15 protein-coding genes are annotated in these 18,336 nt (G+C 63.9%); 12 read left to right on the plus strand and 3 right to left on the minus strand.

The window, feature by feature from the left end:
• The first annotated feature begins 45 nt into the window (after positions 1-45).
• The 8 genes from ABC383_RS12895 to ABC383_RS12930 all read left to right on the plus strand — a co-directional run bounded on the left by ABC383_RS12895 (position 46) and on the right by ABC383_RS12930 (position 7,692).
• Positions 46-813, plus strand: coding sequence for a HesA/MoeB/ThiF family protein (locus ABC383_RS12895; RefSeq protein ID WP_413014502.1), 768 nt, complete (start codon positions 46-48; stop codon positions 811-813).
• Positions 814-1,008: 195 nt separating this feature from the next.
• On the plus strand, positions 1,009-1,866 hold the full coding sequence (locus tag ABC383_RS12900; RefSeq protein ID WP_413014504.1) for an STAS domain-containing protein: 858 nt from the start codon (positions 1,009-1,011) through the stop codon (positions 1,864-1,866).
• A 7-nt stretch (positions 1,867-1,873) separates the two neighbouring features.
• Positions 1,874-2,233 carry an STAS domain-containing protein gene (locus tag ABC383_RS12905; protein ID WP_413014506.1) on the plus strand — a complete coding sequence of 120 codons (360 nt, stop codon included), beginning with the start codon at positions 1,874-1,876 and terminating at the stop codon, positions 2,231-2,233.
• A 114-nt stretch (positions 2,234-2,347) separates the two neighbouring features.
• On the plus strand, positions 2,348-2,701 hold the full coding sequence (locus ABC383_RS12910; RefSeq protein ID WP_413016340.1) for an anti-sigma regulatory factor: 354 nt from the start codon (positions 2,348-2,350) through the stop codon (positions 2,699-2,701).
• Positions 2,698-3,705, plus strand: coding sequence for a SpoIIE family protein phosphatase (locus ABC383_RS12915; protein WP_413014508.1), 1,008 nt, complete (start codon positions 2,698-2,700; stop codon positions 3,703-3,705). Before ABC383_RS12910 ends, ABC383_RS12915 begins: the two co-directional genes overlap by 4 nt.
• 6 nt (positions 3,706-3,711) lie before the next feature.
• Positions 3,712-5,502, plus strand: coding sequence for an ATP-binding protein (locus ABC383_RS12920; RefSeq protein WP_413014510.1), 1,791 nt, complete (start codon positions 3,712-3,714; stop codon positions 5,500-5,502).
• 25 nt (positions 5,503-5,527) lie between these two features.
• Entirely contained in the window at positions 5,528-7,036 is a 1,509-nt protein-coding gene (locus tag ABC383_RS12925) for an ATP-binding response regulator (RefSeq protein ID WP_413014512.1), read from the plus strand.
• Positions 7,037-7,125: 89 nt separating this feature from the next.
• A complete protein-coding gene (locus tag ABC383_RS12930) occupies positions 7,126-7,692 on the plus strand; it encodes a M23 family metallopeptidase (protein ID WP_413014514.1) in 567 nt (188 codons plus the stop codon).
• Here ABC383_RS12930 and ABC383_RS12935 read toward each other — a convergent pair.
• Positions 7,681-9,108: a diguanylate cyclase gene (locus ABC383_RS12935; RefSeq protein ID WP_413014515.1), complete on the minus strand. Its 1,428-nt coding sequence runs from the start codon at positions 9,106-9,108 to the stop codon at positions 7,681-7,683. The two genes, ABC383_RS12930 and ABC383_RS12935, sit on opposite strands and share 12 nt — an antisense overlap.
• 85 nt (positions 9,109-9,193) lie before the next feature.
• On the opposite strand from ABC383_RS12935, the gene ABC383_RS12940 reads away from it, so the two are divergent.
• Positions 9,194-10,981 carry a putative bifunctional diguanylate cyclase/phosphodiesterase gene (locus tag ABC383_RS12940; RefSeq protein ID WP_413014517.1) on the plus strand — a complete coding sequence of 596 codons (1,788 nt, stop codon included), beginning with the start codon at positions 9,194-9,196 and terminating at the stop codon, positions 10,979-10,981.
• Positions 10,982-11,021: 40 nt separating this feature from the next.
• Here ABC383_RS12940 and ABC383_RS12945 read toward each other — a convergent pair whose 3' ends face one another.
• Entirely contained in the window at positions 11,022-12,173 is a 1,152-nt protein-coding gene (locus ABC383_RS12945) for a GGDEF domain-containing protein (RefSeq protein WP_413014518.1), read from the minus strand.
• A 397-nt stretch (positions 12,174-12,570) separates the two neighbouring features.
• Here ABC383_RS12945 and ABC383_RS12950 point away from each other — a divergent pair, with 397 nt between their 5' ends.
• Genes ABC383_RS12950 through ABC383_RS12960 form a run of 3 tightly spaced genes read left to right on the plus strand, consistent with a single transcriptional unit; the run spans position 12,571 to position 15,023 of the window.
• Positions 12,571-12,843 carry a FeoA family protein gene (locus tag ABC383_RS12950; protein ID WP_413014519.1) on the plus strand — a complete coding sequence of 91 codons (273 nt, stop codon included), beginning with the start codon at positions 12,571-12,573 and terminating at the stop codon, positions 12,841-12,843.
• Positions 12,844-12,852: 9 nt separating this feature from the next.
• The gene (feoB, locus tag ABC383_RS12955) at positions 12,853-14,733 is read left to right on the plus strand and encodes a ferrous iron transporter B (RefSeq protein WP_413014521.1); all 1,881 of its coding nucleotides are present in this window, start codon (positions 12,853-12,855) and stop codon (positions 14,731-14,733) included.
• A gap of 2 nt (positions 14,734-14,735) precedes the next feature.
• Entirely contained in the window at positions 14,736-15,023 is a 288-nt protein-coding gene (locus ABC383_RS12960; RefSeq protein WP_413014523.1) for a DUF6587 family protein, read from the plus strand.
• A 216-nt stretch (positions 15,024-15,239) separates the two neighbouring features.
• Here the strand turns inward: ABC383_RS12960 and ABC383_RS12965 are convergent, their stop codons facing one another.
• Complete coding sequence (locus ABC383_RS12965) at positions 15,240-17,927, minus strand: ankyrin repeat domain-containing protein (RefSeq protein WP_413014525.1); 2,688 nt, start codon at positions 17,925-17,927, stop codon at positions 15,240-15,242.
• Positions 17,928-18,336: the final 409 nt, after the last annotated feature.

Genomic DNA, 18,336 nt, shown 5'->3' on the forward strand with positions numbered 1-18,336 from the left:
CAGGCCGCAGCGATGCGGCCTTGTTTTTTCAGGCCTGCCCCATCCATGAACGACCAACAACTGCTGCGCTATTCCCGCCATATCCTGCTCGACCCGATCGGCATCGAGGGCCAGGAAAAACTGCTGGCCGGGCACGCGCTGGTGATCGGCGCCGGCGGGCTGGGCTCGCCCGCCGCTTTCTATCTCGCCTCGGCCGGCGTCGGCCGCATCACGCTGGTCGACAACGACACGGTGGACCTGACCAATCTGCAGCGGCAGATTTTGCATACCACCGACCGGGTTGGCCAGCCGAAGGCGCAGTCCGGCAGGCTGACCCTGGCGGGCATCAATCCCGAAGTGGAAGTGCTTGCCCTGACCGAGCGGCTGGAAGGCGAGCGCCTGCGCGCGCTGACGGCCGAAGCCGACGTGGTGCTGGACTGCAGCGACAATTTCGCCACCCGCCATGCGGTCAATGCCGCCTGTGTCGCGGCCGGCGTGCCGCTGGTGTCGGGTGCGGCGATCCGCTTCGACGGCCAGATCTCGGTCTTCGACAGCAGCCGCCCGGACGCGCCCTGCTATGCCTGCCTGTTCCCGCCCGACCAGGAATTCGAGGAAGTCCAGTGCGCCACCATGGGCGTGTTCGCGCCGCTGGTGGGCATCATCGGCACCATGCAGGCCGCCGAGGCGCTGAAGCTCCTGGCCGGCCTGGGCGAGCCCCTGGCCGGTCGCCTGCTGCTGCTCGACGCGATGGCCATGGAATGGACCAGCATACGGATATCACGCAATCCGGCCTGCCCGGTGTGCGGCGAACGTCATTCCTGCGCCCCCGCATAGAATCAGACCCATCAAATACTGCAAGAATTTAACGCGCCGCCCTATTGCGCGAACTAAAGGAATGTCCATTTTTACAATAACGTTCCTCTGAAACCTTGCTGCATCTTTTATAATGCCCATGACTATTGCCTTATGGCATGCATGTCATGCCTCCCTCCCTGGCCTCAATGGCACATGCACTTACAAGGAACCGCTATGCGAAATGAAACCAGCCGTCTGGGCGACATCATCATTGAACACCAGGAAAAACTGCTGGAAGGCTGGCTGGCTTCACTGATTTCCCGCATCGGCCGCCGCGATGCGCATGCCGAAACCGAACTTCGCCAGCAGGCCAGCCGCTTCCTCAGCCTGGTCGGCACGACGCTGAGGAACGCCGGCAGCGCCGACATCGACTCCAGCGCGTGGCAGGAGGCGCGTCAACTGCTGGGCGACATCTCGGCCAACCGGGTGCGCCAGGGCTACAGCTCGATCGAAACCGCCAACTTCGTGTTTTCGCTGAAGGAGCCGCTGACCTCCTACCTGCAGACCGAAATGTCGGGCGACCCGGCCACGCTGGTGACTGAAATCATGGCGACCAATTCGCTGTTCGACAAGCTGGGCCTGTTTACTGTCGAGTCGTACCAGAAATCCCGCGAGCAGGTCATCATGCGCCAGCAGCAGGAGCTGCTGGAACTGTCGACGCCGGTCGTGCAGTTGTGGAAAGACGTGCTGGCGCTGCCGCTGATCGGCACCCTGGACAGCGCCCGCACCCAGGTGGTGATGGAAAGCCTGCTGCAAAAAATCGTCGACACCGGCGCCTCGATCGCCATCATCGACATCACCGGCGTGCCGACCGTCGACACCCTGGTGGCGCAGCACCTGCTGAAAACCGTGGCGGCAGCGCGGCTCATGGGTGCGGACTGCATCATCAGCGGCATCCGCCCGCAAATTGCCCAGACCATCGTCCACCTGGGCGTGAACCTGGAAGACGTGATCACCAAGGCCACCCTGGCCGATGCTTTCCTGGTGGCGCTGCAGCGCGCCGGTTCCGTCATTGTCCAGAAAGACCGCTGAGGTTCGCATGGAGCGTATCCCAATATTGAAAATGGGCCAGTTGCTGCTGGTCACCATCCAGGTCGACATGCATGACCGTCTGGCAATGACGCTGCAGGACGACCTGACCACCCGTATTGTGAAAGATCGTGCCAAGGGCGTGCTGATCGATATCTCCGCGCTCGATCTGGTAGATTCTTTTATCGGCCGGATGATCAACAACATTGCTGCAATGGCGAAAATTCTGGATGCGGACACGGTACTGGTCGGCATGCAGCCCGCAGTGGCCATCACCCTGGTCGAACTGGGCCTGACACTGGAAGGCGTGAAGACCGCCCTGAATGTCGAACGCGGCATGACCATGTTGAAACTGGGCAGTTTTTCATGAGGCTGACTGCATGCCGGATTCGGGCCTGCAGCCTGCACGAAAGGTAACGTCTTGATTGGCAACGACATCGATGTGAAGGTGGTTCCGCTGCGCGCGGACGAAGACGTGGTGCGCATGCGCCAGACCTTGCGCGAGTGCCTGGTGTCCATCGGTTTTTCCCTGATCGAGCAGACCAAGATGATCACCGCGGCCAGCGAACTCGGGCGCAACACGCTGCGCTACGGCGGCGGCGGCGAGGCGCATATCGAGAAAGTGACCGACGGCGGCCGGCGCGGCGTCATCCTCAGCTTCATCGACCAGGGGCCCGGCATCGCGGACGTGAACCTGGCGCTGACGGATGGCTACACCACCGGCAACGGCATGGGCCTGGGACTGGGCGGCGCGCGCCGCCTGGCCGACGATTTCGAACTGATTACAGCGCCCGGCCAGGGCACGACGGTACGCATCGCGAAGTGGAAGCTGTTTTGAACTCCCTGGCACCCCAGACCATCCACCCGGTCACCGAGAGCAGCGGCATCGCCGCCGTGCGGCGCGCCGGCAATACCCTGGCCGGCACGCTCGGCTTCAATGAAACCGTGGCCGGAAAGGCAGCCCTGGTGATCACCGAGGCCGCCACCAACATTCTGAAGCATGCCGGCAGCGGCGACATCCTGCTGCGGCCTTTGGCGCGCGACGGCACGCTGGGCATGGAGATCCTGGCCATCGACAAGGGGCCGGGCTTCGCCAACCTGGACCTGGCCATGCGCGACGGCATGTCCACCGCCGGCAGTTATGGCGTGGGCCTGGGCGCCATGCAGCGGGTGGCGGATGAATTCGACCTCTACACCGACCGCAATCACGGCACCGTGCTGCGCATGGCGGTCTGGGCTGCTGCTCCGCCGTCGACGCCATGGACGGTGGGCGCCGTCTGCCTGCCCCTGCCCAGCGAGCATGTCTGCGGCGACGCCTGGGGCGCTGCCTGCAAGAATACCGAGCTGTTGCTGATGGTGGCCGACGGCCTCGGCCACGGCCCGGAGGCGGCCCGCGCTTCCCAGGCGGCGGTGGCCCTGGTGGATGCGCAGGCGACGTTCGTGCCGGAAGCACTGCTGCAGCGCGCTCACGCCGCCCTGCACGGCACGCGCGGCGCCGCGCTGGCGGTGGCCTGCCTGAATCCGGCCGAAGGCAGCCTGCGCTTCGCCGGCATCGGCAACATCAGCGTCTCGCTGCATGCGGCAGGGACCTCCCGGCACCTGGTGTCGCACAATGGCATCGTGGGCAGCAATATGCGCAAGGTGCAGGAATTCCGGATGGACTTCGGCGACGACGACATCCTGATCATGCACAGCGACGGCCTGGCCACCCGCTGGGACCTGGAACGCTATCCCGGCCTCCTGCGGCATCATCCTTCCCTGATCGCCGCGGTGCTGTACCGCGACCATGCCCGCCATCGCGACGATGTCAGCGTGGTGGTGGCGCACAGGAACCGGGAGTAGCCGCAGATGACCAAGCGCATCCTCACCGTGGGCATCCAGGCCGAGTTCGATGTGGTGGCCTGCCGGCAGCGCGCCCGCCAGATCGCGGCGCTGTGCGGCTTTGGCATGCAGGACCAGGCGCGCATTGCCACCGCGGTGTCGGAAATCGCGCGCAATGTATTCAACTATGCCGCGCCGGGCCGCGTGGAATTCCTGATCGAGGGCGAAACCGCGCCGCAGGTGCTGAACATCCGCATCGAAGACCATGGCCGCGGCATCGCCGATCTCGACGCCATCCTGGCGGGACAGTACAAGTCGCCGACCGGCATGGGCATGGGCCTGTTGGGCGCGCAGCGGCTGATGGACCGCTTCACGGTCGACACCGGCCCCGGCGGGACGCTGGTGGAATTGAAGAAGCTCTTTCCGGCGCAGGCGCGGCTGCTCACGCCGGCGCTGATCGGCGACATCGGCGCGCGCCTGGCGGCATTGCCGGCTGAAGCCACGCTGACCGAGGTGCAGCAGCAGAACCGCGAACTGCTGTCCACGCTGGCCGAACTCAAGGCGAGACAGGAAGAACTGCTGCAGCTCACGCGCGAACTGGAAGACACCAATCGCGGCGTGGTGGCGCTGTATGCCGAACTGGATGAAAAGGCCGGCCACCTGCGCCGCGCAGACGAAATGAAGTCGCGCTTCTTGTCCAACATGAGCCATGAATTCCGCACGCCGCTCAGTTCGATCCGGGCGCTGTCCAAGCTGCTGCTGGACCGGGTGGACGGCGAACTCACGACCGAGCAGGAAAAGCAGGTCACCTTCATCCTGCGCGGCGCGGAAGACCTGTCGGAACTGGTCAATGACCTGCTCGACCTGGCCAAGATCGAAGCCGGCAAGATCGACATCCGTCCCGGCAAATTCGAGGTGGCCGAGTTGTTTTCGGCGCTGCGCGGCATGCTGCGCCCGCTGCTGGTCAGCGAGTCCGTGCGGCTGGAATTCGACGAGCCGGTCGGCGTGCCGGCCCTGTACACCGACGAGGCCAAGCTGTCGCAGATCCTGCGCAATTTCATTTCCAACGCGCTGAAGTTCACCGACGCCGGCGAAGTCCGGATTAGCGCCGTTGCCATGCCGTCGGAGCAGTCGGTACGGCTGTCGGTCCGCGATACGGGCGTGGGCATCCCCAAGGAAAGCCAGCAGCTGGTGTTCGAGGAATTCATCCAGGTCGAGAACCGCCTGCAGAAGCGGGTCAAGGGCACCGGCCTGGGGCTGCCGCTATGCCGCAAACTGGCCGCGCTGCTGGGCGGGCGGGTCGAACTGCAAAGCACGCTGGGCGAAGGGTCGACCTTTTCGGTGGTGCTGCCGCTGCATTATGCGGCGCTGCCGGAGCCGGCCGCGTCGCCGGTGGACGCCGCCGGCAGCCAGGCTGGAATGACCGACGGGCGGCGCCCGGTGCTGGTGGTGGAAGATGACGAATCCACCCGCCTGCTGTACGAGCGCTTCCTGCATGGCTCGGCATTCCGGCCGGTGCATGCGGCAAGCGTCCGGGAAGCCGAGGAGCAGTGGCTGGCGCAGGAGCCGGCGGCGGTGCTGCTGGATGTGAGCCTGAAGGGCGAAGAAACCTGGCGCTGGCTGGCCGATATCAAGAGCGACCAGCGCCGCGCGCGGGTGCCGGTGGTGCTGGCCACCGAGACCGACGACAAGCGCAAGGGCCTGGCGCTGGGCGCCGACGCCTATTACATCAAGCCATTGTCACGACTGGAACTGCTGTCCACGCTGGACTACCTGACCGGCGCTGGCACGCAGACAAACAAGGAGAGTCCGTTGTGAGGCGGCCGGCTTTATGAGTGCAAGCATGCATGAACCCCTGGTGCTGAATGTCGACGACAACGACGGCGCCCGCTATGCCAAGACGCGCATCCTGACGCGCGCCGGGCTGAAGGTGATCGAGGCCGCCAGCGGCGGCGAAGCCCTGCAGATGGCCAACGAGCATCATCCCGACCTGGTGCTGCTGGACATGAAGCTGCCCGACATCCATGGCATGGAGGTATGCCGCATGCTCAAGCAGGATGGGTCCACCAGCTCGATCCTGGTGCTGCAGACCTCGGCGTCCTACCTGTCCAGCGCCGACAAGATCCGCGCCCTGGACGGCGGCGCCGACAACTACCTGTTCGAGCCGATCGAGCCGGAGGAACTGGTGGCCAATGTGCGGGCGCTGCTGCGCCTGGGCCGGGTGGAACGGCAGCTGCGCGACGCCGACCGCCAGAAGGACGAATTCCTGGCCACGCTCGCGCACGAGCTGCGCAATCCGCTGGGCCCGATCCGCAATGCGGTGGAGCTGCTGCGCCAGCTCGGCAACGACGCGCCGCAGCAGCAGGAGCAGGCGCGCCAGACCATCATCCGCCAGACCAACCACCTGGTGCGCCTGGTCGACGACCTGCTGGATGTCTCGCGCATCAACCAGGGCAAGATCACCCTGCGGCGCGAACCGACCGAACTGGCCGCCTTCATCGGCACCGCGCTGGAAACCGTGCAGCCGATCATGGCGTCGCGCCAGCATGCGCTGTCGGTCACCCTGCCGCCGCAGAGCGTGACGCTGCATGGCGACAATGTGCGGCTGGCGCAGATCATCGGCAACCTGCTGCACAATGCCGCCAAATTCACGCCGGTGGGCGGCCAGGTCACGCTGAGCGCCGCGCTCGAAGGCGACATGCTGGTGATACGCATCACCGACAACGGCATCGGCATTGCGCCGGACAATGCGGCGCGCATCTTCGACCTGTTCGCCCAGGCCCAGCATGTGGCCGACCGGGTCCAGGACGGCCTGGGCATCGGCCTGTCGCTGGTACGCAAGCTGGTCGAGCTGCACGGCGGCACGGTGACCGTCAGCAGCCGGGGCGAAGGACAGGGCAGCACCTTCGAGGTCAGGTTGCCGGTGATGGCAAGCGCCCCGCTGCCGGCGCCGGCAGCGGCGGCCGCCGTTGCCGGCGCCCTGCATGGCTACCGCATCCTGGTGGTGGACGACAGCGCCGACTCCGCCGCCATGCTGTGCGCGCTGCTGGAGATCAATGGCCACACGGTTGCCACCAGCAATACCGGCAGCGACGCCATCGCCACCGCGGCCAGCTTCCGGCCCGACATCGTTTTCCTGGACATCGGCCTGCCCGACATGACCGGCTATGAAGTGGCGGCGACGCTGCGCGGCATGCCCGAAACAGCCAAAGCAACACTGGTGGCGCTGACCGGTTACGGCCAGCAGAAGGACAAGAAGGATGCGATGGCAGCCGGCTTCGACCATCACCTGGTCAAGCCGATCAATTTCGATGCGCTGATGGCGCTGACCTCGCGCAAGCCCTCGGCCTGAGTCGGGCCTGGCCGGACCGCTGGCGCAGGGGTTGAACCTGCGCCGGCGCTGGCACTCCAAACGGCAAGCCCGTTTCCCTTTCCGAATGTATGCCCACGCTGTCCCGTCTCGCCGGCCGCCTCGCGCTCGCCTTGCTGCTGCTGTTGCTGCTGTTCCTGGCGGAGGCGCCGCTGAAGATGGCCTGGTACGCCGCCCGGCTGGCCGCGATGCCGGCGCCGCAGTCGCTGGCCATGCCGGTCGATGGCGTGCACCGCACCGCGCTGCGCGACAACTGGCATGCGCCGCGCGACGGCGGCGCCCGGCGCCATGAGGGCCTGGACATCTTCGCGCCGCGCGGCCGCCCGGTACGGGCCACGACCGAAGGCATCGTGCTGGATGTGGGCAACAACCGTCTCGGCGGACAGGTGGTATGGGTGCTGGGGCCAGGCGGGCAGCGGCATTACTATGCCCATCTCGACCGCTTCTCCGACGTGCGCCGCGGACAGCGGGTGGCCAGCGGCAATGTGCTGGGTTATGTCGGCACCACCGGCAACGCGCGCGGCACGCCGCCGCATCTGCATTACGGGATCTATACCAATGCCGGCGCCATCAACCCCTATCCCCTGCTGGCACGGGATGCACGGGCAAGATTGTCGGCCCATGCTTCAGCCGGCTGAAGCATGGGTCAGCGCGGCGGGGCTGGCGGCATGAAATGCATATCGGCCCTTGCCGCTGCTCTTGGCCGTATACATTGCCAGGTCAGCATTGCGCAGCAGGGAAGCGGCACAGGTGCCGTCCTGCGGATACAGGCTGATGCCGATCGAGGCCCGGGTCTGGCAGCATCCGCAGTCGTTCAGCATGAAGTCTTCCGCCAGGGCGATGATAATGCGGCGGGCAATCTGGACGATCTCGGCATGATCGGCCTGGGCCAGGACGATGACGAATTCATCGCCGCCAAGGCGTGCCAGCCTGTCTTTCGTCCGAACCGCCGCGGCCAGACGGCCGGCAGCTGCCACCAGCAGCGCGTCCCCGGCATCATGGCCGAAGGTGTCGTTGACCGATTTGAAGTTGTCGAGGTCGATGAACAGTACAGCCAGACCGGAAGCGGTGGCAGCGGCCGACTCAATTGCACGGGGCAAAAAACTCGTGAGCCAGAGGCGGTTGGGCAAACCAGTCAGCGCATCCACATGGGCCATTTTCATCAGGTTGTCGTGATCCGCCCTGGTTTGCGAAATATCGCGCAGCAGGATGACCAGGCCGGCGTCGGCACGCAGCAGGCGCCTATGCAGGCAGACGCGCTTGCCGTCACGCAGGGTTTCCAGTTCTTCCTCATGCGATCCGGCGGCCATCGCCTGATGGCATGCCAGGATCAGGCCGGCAATCCATTCGCTGCCGCGCAGGTCGCTCAGCCGCCTGCCCAGCAGGTCCCGACTGGCCAGACCGGCGTGCCCGGCGCCGCGCTCATTGCAGTCCTGAATGATGAAATCGGTGACATGGCTGTCGTGGTCCTGCAGCGGACGCAGAATAAGCAAACCTTCCTGGTCGGCGTCCATGGCTTTCAGGCAGGCCCCACATACTTGCTCGGCATGCCGCCTGCGTTTGTCCAGACCCATCGCCAGCACCATGCCGGCCAGTCCCAGACCGAACAGCAGCATGTTGGCAATGAACAGATGCTGATGCACCAGTTTCCGGTAGCTTGCCAGCGTCGCCGACGCAGGCGGGCCTGTCATGCCAGGCAGATTGCTGCTTTCCAGTCCTGCCCTGATCGTCGCATTGGCGTCGCCTAGTGCTGCGTGGTCGATATCCCACCACTGCAGACTGAGCCAGAGGGCCAGCGCAGCCAGGGCGCATGCCAGCGGCCAACCCAGGGTCGCCATGACCAAGCCCGGTGAGTGTCGGGAGCTGACGCGTTGACCGCTGGCGTGATAACCGGCAGGGCGGATAAAAGAAACAAAGGAACGTTTCTGGGGAAAAGGCATGGTTAGTCCTTGATCACACTTCAGGCATCCACAGTTTGGGAACGGGACACATCCTTTAATCGCACGAAAAATCGACTTCCAGAAAAATATTTCCCTACACGACTTATTGTTCATAAGCAATAAACGGTGATATAGAGAATGGCAATTTTGATAGCCATGCTATATATTTCTGAAGAGAAATTATCTTTCGATAGCGTCGATGAGTCAGCATCCCTCTCCTGAAAACAGCCGTGAGCATGCCAGCCAGAGCCAGCGTTCGCGCATTGGCGCCCCGCCGGCAAAGAGAGAAGGGACAGCGCATCAGGACCGTGGAAATGCTGACGAACAGGCCAATGGGGCGCTGCTTCAGGCGGCGCAGCGCGTGCGCGAGTCGCGGCAGCAATTGCATGACCTGATTGCACTTGCACCTTCGGCTTACTTCCTGGCCAATCGTGATGGGGTACTGCTGGAGGCCAACCCGGCGTTGTGCGCCATCAGCGGTTATGCCCCGGCCGATCTGACCGGCCGCAACCTGACCTGGCTGCTTCCCGAAGGCCCGCGCACGCCAGGCGACTTCGTTGCCATGCTGCCCGGCATCCGTACCTTGCGCCACCGCGATGGTCATGCAATTCCGGTGCGCCTTTATGCCAGCGTGAGTCGCGATGCCAGCGGCGCGCCAGACAGGATGAACTGTTTTTTGAGCCAGACCGACACTGGTCTGCAGCAGAACCGCGCGCAGGAACTGGCCTTGCATGATGCGCTGACCGGCCTGCCCGACCGCACACTGCTCAATCAACGGCTGCAGCAACTGCTGGAACAGGCCCACGGCGAGCCGGTCGCGCTGATGTTCCTCGACCTCGACCAGTTCCGCAAGGTCAACGAGGCGCTGGGACATGAAGCGGGCGACCAGCTGCTGCGCCAGGTGGCGCTGCGTCTACGGGCCATGCTGCCGGCAGATGGCATCGTCGCCCGTCTGGGGGGCGATGAATTTGTCGTGGCGGCGCGCTGCCCCGCGGGCGCCTCCGACGCCGCGGCCATCGCCGGCCGCCTGCTGGCGGCGCTGGCGGCGCCTTTCAGCGTGGGCGAAGGGGAAGCCAACATCAGTGCGTCGATCGGCGTGGCGATGCATCCGGCCGATGCCGCCACCCGCGAAACGCTGTTCCGGCATGCCGACGCCGCGCTGCACCGCGCCAAGGCAGGCGGCCGCAACAACTGGCGCTTTTTCGAAGCCGAGGTCAATGCCAGGGCGCGCGCCAGGATGCTGATGGAACAGGCGCTGCACCGGGCGCTGGAGCGCGGCGAGTTCGAACTGCACTACCAGCCGCGCCTCGACCTGCGCAGCATGGCGGTGACCGGCATGGAAGCCCTGCTGCGCTGGAATCATCCCCACCTGGGCCGGATTGCGCCGCAGGACTTCATCCCGGTGGCGCAGCAGCTCGACCTGATGGACGACATCGGCCACTGGGCGCTGCGGGAAGCCTGCCTGCAGGGCGGCCGCCTGCAACGCCAGTTCGGCCGCGCGCTGCGGGTGTCGGTGAACCTGTCGGCACGGGAGCTGGGTCATCCGGCGCTGGGCGAACGGCTGGGCGCGGCGCTGGAAGCTGCCGGACTGGCCCCGCAGCTGCTGGAACTGGAACTGGCCGAAACCGCGCTGACCGACGACCTCGGCGCGGCGGCACGGCGCCTCGGCGCATTGAAGGCCCATGGCGTGCGGATCGCCGTCGACCACTTCGGCGCGGGCGGCGGCGCCCTCGCCTGCATCCAGCACCTGCCGGTCGATACTGTCAAGCTCGACCCGACACAGGACAGCGCGAGGCCGGGTTTCCTGAAAGCGCTGGTCACGCTGGCGCATGCGCTGGACATCCGCGTCACCGCCACGGCCATCGAAACCGCGGCATTGCGCGACCGGATGCGCGACGCCGGCTGTGACGACGGCCAGGGCTATCTGCTGGCGGGGCCGCTGTCCCTGGCGGAATTCCAGCTGTTTCTGGCCCGCCTGCCGGCGTAGGGCGGCGTACCCGATCCGGCGCGTGCTAGAGCGTGCCGGATCAGGCGGTTTCAGCCAGCCGGACCAGGTTGCGCCCGGCATGCTTGGCCTCGTACAGCGCGGCATCGGCACGCCCGAGCAGCGTGGAGAACGGCTCTTCCGGCGCCAGGGTGGCCACGCCGATGCTCACGGTATAGGCCGTCAGCGGCAAGGCGCCCGGCGCCGGCTGTTCCAGCAATTGCCGCAGGCGCTGCGCCACCTGCATCGCCGCCGCCGCGCCGGAATACGGCAGCAGCAGCGCGAATTCCTCGCCGCCCAGGCGGGCGAAGCAGTCGATGTCGCGCACCATCGACCCGGTGCGCCGCACCAGATCGACCAGCACCCGGTCGCCTTCGGCATGGCCCTGGCTGTCGTTGATCTGCTTGAAGCGGTCCACGTCCAGCACCAGCAGCGAGACCGGATGAGAATGACGCCGGGCCCGCCGCAGCTCATGGTCGGCCATCTGGAACAGGGCGCGCCGGGTCCAGGCGCCGGTCAGGTAATCGCGGTTGGCGCGGTCATCCGCCTCGGCCAGCAAGCGGTCATGCACCATCATCACCGCTCCCATGGTCAGCAGCGGCAGCACCAGGGTGCCGACCGACAGGAATACCAGATTCCAGGTCGTAGCCTGGTAGAAGGCGGTCTGCATGTCGGGCTGCAGCGCATACATCAGGCCCCGGCCCAGGTGCGCCACCGCCAGCAGCAATGCCACCCCGGCAGTGAAATAAAAGGGATAGCGCGCCCGCGCCTGCGCCAGCGAGCGCAGCACGGTGACGCCGATGGCAGCGCACACCAGGCCGTGGAACAGGGAAACCACCACGGTGCGCATCGCAATCGCGTCAAACACGTAATGAAAGAAAGCGACGCCGGCGACCGTGGCCAGCCAGCCGGCGGCCAGCAGGCGATACGGCGCCGTCTGGCCAAAGAACTTCCTGAAGCCGACATGGATTGCCGCAATCGACAGCGCCAGCAGGCCATTCGCGCCTTCGATCGTCAGCAAACCGGGCAGCACGCCGCGCCCGGCATACAGCAGCAGCGCCACGAATGCCAGCACGTTGGCCGCGCGCCATGCGTGCAGGCCGGGCATGCTGCTGCGCGCCAGCGATCCCAGCACAAAGAGCATCACTACGCATAGCGCAGCCGTGATCAGCAGAAGCGTAACTGGACTCAGCATGGAATCAATTCAGGGTGAAACGCCAAAGACGGCAGGACCAGGAACAATCTTAAGAGTGAGAAATATTGCATTCAGACAATTATATGGGTAGAACGCCATAATTCTCACCGCACGTTATTTTTTCTTGTAGACGGCCCTACGTCCGGGAAGAAAACGTCATTGCTTGAACAGACGCAAGAGAAGTGCAAATTGACAACTTAAGTTGTTAAAAAAGAAATGGCGGAGTCCGCAGGAAGACAAACAGTGATGGCAAGCCTGTCGATCCGGCTCTCTACGCACGAGCCATTGTGTCCATTACCGCACTTCTCAATTAAGAATAATTATCATTACGGTGCTACACTTCTATCTCCGCGACGCCCCTTCCTTTCAGCCGATGTCAGCCATTCAACAAGCCGCCATGCCCTCTTTCCTTCCACAGGCTGCCAGCCAGCCCCTGTCGCTGCTGCGCAAGGGCGCGCGCGCCGTGGTCGCCGGCATGGCCGAAGCTGCCGGCGACGAGGAACGCGCGGTCCAGCTGCGCTTGCGCGAACTGGGCTTCGTGCCCGGCGAGACCGTGCGCGTCGTGGCGGTGTCGTTTCCCGGCGCCGATCCGATCGCGGTGCGCGTGGGCGCCACCACGTTCGCGCTGCGCCGCTTCGAGGCGGCAATGGTCCACGTTATTCCTTCGTAATTACCGTCCATGAATGCCATCCGGCCCCTGCGCCTTGCCCTGGTGGGCAATCCCAACTGCGGCAAGACCGCACTGTTCAACCGCTTGACCGGCGCGCGCCAGAAAGTGGCCAACTATGCGGGCGTGACCGTCGAGCGCAAGGAAGGCCAGTTCGTCTCCGCCGCCGGACGGGCCTACCAGGTCACCGACCTGCCCGGCGCCTACAGCCTCAAACCAATGACGCCCGACGAGGCCATCACCCGCGAGGTGCTGCTGGGCGCGCGCGCCGACGAGGCCGCGCCCGACCTGGTGGTGCTGGTGGTGGACGCCACCCGGCTGCGGCTGAACCTGCGCCTGGTGCTGGAAGTGCTGCGCCTGAAGCGACCCACCGTGCTGGCGGTCAACATGATGGACGTGGCCAGGAAGCGCGGCATGCAGATCGATATCGCCGCGCTGCAGCGCGAACTGGGCATACCAGTCATCGAAACCGTGGCCGTGCAGCCGGGCGGCGCCAGCGCGCTGCTGGCGCAGCTCGACCAGATCGCCGCCGACCATGCCGGCCTGCCGCCGCCCCAGGCCGGCGCGGCTGGTCCGGACGGCGACGCCGCCACGGTGGAAGACACCCAGGCCCGCGTCAGGCGCATCCTGGAAGCGGCGATCGCCAACCCCGGCCGCGAGAACGTGCCCGGCGAGCGCATCGATGCGGTGGTGCTGCATCCGGTGGCGGGCTACGTGATCCTGGCCGTCGTGCTGTTCCTGATCTTCCAGGCGGTGTTTTCCTGGTCGCAGTGGCCGATGGAGGTGATCAAGGATGGCGTCGACGGCCTGGGCGCGCTGGTGCGCGACGCGATGCCCGAGGGCCTGCTGCGCAGCCTGCTGGTGGACGGCATCCTGTCCGGCGTGGGCAGCGTGCTGGTGTTCCTGCCGCAGATCCTGATCCTGTTCCTGTTCATCCTGGCGCTGGAGGATTCCGGCTACCTGCCGCGCGCGGCCTTCCTGCTCGACCGCCTGATGGGCAGCGTCGGCCTTTCGGGCCGCGCCTTCATTCCGCTGCTGTCGAGCTTTGCCTGCGCGGTGCCGGGCATCATGGCCACCCGCACCATACAGAACCCGCGCGACCGCCTGGCCACCATCATGATCGCGCCGCTGATGACCTGCTCGGCGCGGCTGCCGGTGTATGCGCTGATCATCGGCGCCTTCATTCCCGAGCGCTCGGTCGGCATCTTCAACCTGCAGGGCCTGGTGCTGTTCGGCCTGTACGTGCTGGGCATCGTCTCGGCGATGGCGGTGGCCTGGGTCTTCAAGCGCACCCTGGGCAACAAGGGTGCGCATGCGCTGATGCTGGAGCTGCCCGACTATCACTGGCCCAACCTGCGCAACCTGGCCATCGGCCTGTGGGAGCGGGCCCGCATCTTCGTCAGCCGGGTCGGCACCATCATCCTGGCGCTGATGGTGCTGCTGTGGTTCCTCTCCAGCTTTCCGGCGCCGCCGGCCGGCGCCACCGGTCCGGCCATCCAGTACAGCCTGGCCGGGCAGCTGGGCCAGTGGCTGCAGCTTGTCTTTGCGCCCGTCGGCTTCAACTGGCAGATTGCGATTGCGCTGATTCCTGGCCTGGCCGCGCGTGAAGTGGCGGTCGGCGCGCTGGGCACCGTGTATGCGCTGTCGGCCACCGGCGACGCCCTGGCCACCACGCTGACGCCGATGATCTCGGCAACCTGGACCCTGCCGACCGCGCTGTCGCTGCTGGCCTGGTACGTGTTTGCGCCGCAATGCATTTCCACCCTGTCCATCGTGCGCCGCGAGACCAACTCCTGGAAGCCGGTGCTGGCGATGGCAGGCTACATGTTTGCGCTGGCCTATCTGGCGGCATTCGCCACTTTCCAGATCAGCCGCGCCCTGCTGGGAGGATGACCATGCTGCAGAACCTGATCGTCGCACTGATCGTGATCTGGGCCGTGTGGGTGGCGGCAAGCCGCCTGCTGCCGCGGCCGCTGCGCGCCGCGCTGCGCAGGCACGCCGCGCGCCTGGCCGGCGCCGTTGGCCTGGCACGGCTGGCGCAAAGGCTGGCCACGCCAGCCAGCAACGCCGGCGCCTGCGGCGGCTGCGACAGTTGCGGCGACAAGCCAGCGGCCGCGCCGGCGAAGGATGGCGTGGTCGGGGGTATCGGCGTGGAGGCCTTGCGCAGGACCATACGGCGTTGAAGCGAGGGCTGGTCGGAAATCAGCCGGCAGTAGTGCCGGTCAGCCGCAGGGTTCATCCGTCACAAGTCGCTGCATCACCAACAGGCGGGAGGCTGCGCGAGGCTGCGGCAGCGACAAGAGAAGCAAGCTGCGTGAAGCCACAGGCAAGCGCATGAATAGCCTTGTACCGAGGGGTGAAACGCGGCGCCATCCCTTCCGAGGATGGCGCCTGCAAGCTCAGTTTTTCTTGACGGGTGGCCGGACAGCCGCGCTCAGTGCCCCGATCGCGGCACGCCCTTCCTCTCGCTTGCCAGGCGGCAGGAAAGCCAGTTCCTGAGTGCGGCGTTTTTTGTTCTGCATAAGGATTGGATGGATTGACAAGGATAAGTGAGAGTGATCGGGGTAACCGGAATTATGATCCTGTTGAAGATCCAGATCACTCAGCGTGCCGTTGACCTTCAACGTTTCCATCAGGAGCTCTTTGTCAATATTCTCAACCTCGATTGCATAAAGATTAAGCGTTTCAAGCGTCCGGTTCGCATGGAGCGCTTTCAACAGCGCGTCAAAGGCGACGTTACCAATCGAGTTCTTGTGAAGATCAAGGTGGCGCAATGTGTCATTAACCTTTAGCGCCTCTGCCAACGATACTCCGCCGACATTACCTATCTCGTTCGATCCGAGGCTTAGCTTGGCAAGCTTCCCATTGACCCGCAACGCTTCCGATATCTCGGCCCCACCAGCATCATCAATATGATTCTGTTCAAGAACAAGCTTCGTCAGGGATTTGTTTGTCTTCAGTGCATTTGACAGCCTTTTCACTCCAGCCAGACTGATTTGGTTTCGCGAAAGATCAAGCATGGTGAGTGCGCCATTGATCTCGAGCGCCTCTGACAGGGCGACGATGCCAGTATTACCAATGGCGTTCGAGCACAGATTGAGCTTTGAAAGGGCGGTGTTGACCTTGAGCGCAGTTGCCAGCGATTTCATGCCGCCGTCGTCAATTTTATTGCTTGAAAGGTTGAGCTTGATTAGTCCCCTGTTGAACGTCAGCGCCGCCGCCAGGACGTGAATGTTATCAATCCCGTTATCTGCCAGATCAAGCGTCGCAAGCATGCTGTTGACCTTGAGGGCTTTCGATAGAAAGACGACGCCACCGCTACCGATCATGTTTTTTGAAAGATCAAGTTTAGTCAGTGTCTTGTTGACCAGTAGCGCAGTTGACAGCGATCTTGCGCCATTGCCACTAATTTTGTTCGATGAAAGATCGAGCTCGATTAACCCTTTGTTGTGCGCCAGAGCCGCCGACAGAGAGCGAACGCCATGGTCACTCAGGTTGTTGTTGTCGAGATAAAGCGTGGCAAGCACGTGATTGGCCTTGAGTACCTCCGAAAGAAGGACGATACCTTCATCATTGATGCGGTTATTCTTGAGACAAAGCGTGGAAATCGTGCGGTTGGTTTTGAGATACTCAGACAACCAGGACATGCCAGCAATACCAATGCCGGCATTTCCAACATCAAGTGTGGAAATCGTGTTGTTGAACTTCAGCGCCTCCGCGAGCCAAGCCATGTCCGAATGCGGCGTGAAGTGAAAGGAGTAAAAACGCAGCGTGACGATCCCTCTGTTGACCTTCAGCGCCTCCGCCAGCGCGAGCTTGCTGATGTCATCGACCTCGGTATGTGTGACGGACAATTGGGAAATCGTGTTGTTGACCTTGAGTGCCCCTGACAGCGAGGTCATAACAGCAGCACTGATTTTGTAAATTGCAAGGTCAAGATCGGTAATCGTGGTGTTGACCTGCAGCGCCTCCGACAGCGTGGCCATGGCAGCATCACTCATTTTTTCACCCTCGATTTTCAGCCTGGCAACCGAGCGATTGACCTTCAGCGCATTCCACAGCAAGGCTATACTGGCGTCACTGATGCCGGAAGGACCTGAATTAACTTTGACAATCATCGGATCAGGCATTACTGACAACTCGTATTCGCTGGCATCAGCATCGTCATGAGAATTAAAGAAAACACTGAGCGCGGCAATCGTGCAATTCGGGCTTGCCAGCACCACGGCAAGCTCCTCAATCCTTACGTCATCCGGACTGCACCACAGCTCCAATTCGCCATTCAGGAAACTCCCCGCAAGCGGCAATAGTGGTGAATCGTTTGCCTTCAAGCTCGTCGCAGACGAAGTGCTTTGCGAACTTTCAGGCAAGGACAAGACTTCCCTGTCAATAGCACCCGGGTTTCCGCTGAACGCCGCCCCACGCATACTCGATGAGCCCGCCGCGACATAGCTTGGCATGGTGCCGGATATCGTTGTAGCGGCCGTTGGAATGCTGCTTGTTGTAGTCGTTGTGTTAGCTAACATCGTGGGCGCAGTCATCCAGCAACCTGGAACGGGTGGCTGCGCCTGCACCGGCAATCTGCACAGCCCCTGCAAGCGCCTCGCCAGTTCCTCATGCCGCCGGCTTGATGCATGGTCGTATGCGCTCATGCCACGCCGGTCGATTATTTGTGGATTGGCTCCGTTTTGCAGTAGCAGGTCCACCAGGGCACTGTCGCCGCACCGCGCGGCAATGGTTAGAGGCAGTTTGCCGTCGGCCGTAATGCCATTCACATGCACACCGTAAAAAATAAGCAGCTCAACTGTCGTACGGTGACCGCCGCGCGTAGCTGCAGCCAGCGGTGTGCTCGCGCTGTAATCCGGCTGCTGGCTATCGCTCGCATTCACGTCGACGGTGCCGGAAGTGAGCAGTTGAATGATCGTGTCATTGTCGCCGTTGCGGGCGGCCCGCAACAGTTGCTGCTGCGGCGTTTCAGTACGCAGCCAAGGCATGCCGGGCATATTGCCTGCACTTGCAACATTAAGCTGTGAATGCGGCGGCGTAGCGCCGGCTGCGCTGCTGCCAGTGAAAGCGAAGGGTTGCATAGGATTTGGCTCCGGGGTGGAAAGCGAGCCGCATGCTTGCTGCCCGACTTGATTGATAAAGCAACTTGGTAACAGGAGTAAGAGCGAGGTGCCGGCGGCACGCTGACTTGCGCCAGCGTGGGTGCGCAATCCGCCAGGCAAGCGGAATGATGTGTCAATGCCGGCAACGTACGGCGCCTGCTACGGCTGCGAAAGTTACGGCGGCAAGACCGCGACTGCGCCGGCAAGGGATGGCGTGGTTGGTGGCATTGGCGTGGAAGCGTTACGCAGAACGGTATGGCGCCAAGCGGGATCCCTGTCAGGAACAAGCCGGCAGGCAGTGCCGGCTTGCTGGCGTGCTTCTTCAACTGCAAGCAGCCGCTACGCCGACAGCCATGGGCGCTGTGCAGGCTTGCCGCGGCGATGAGGA

Origin of the sequence: Noviherbaspirillum phoenicis, from assembly GCF_047237965.1 — a bacterium.
GTDB lineage: Bacteria > Pseudomonadota > Gammaproteobacteria > Burkholderiales > Burkholderiaceae_D > Noviherbaspirillum_A.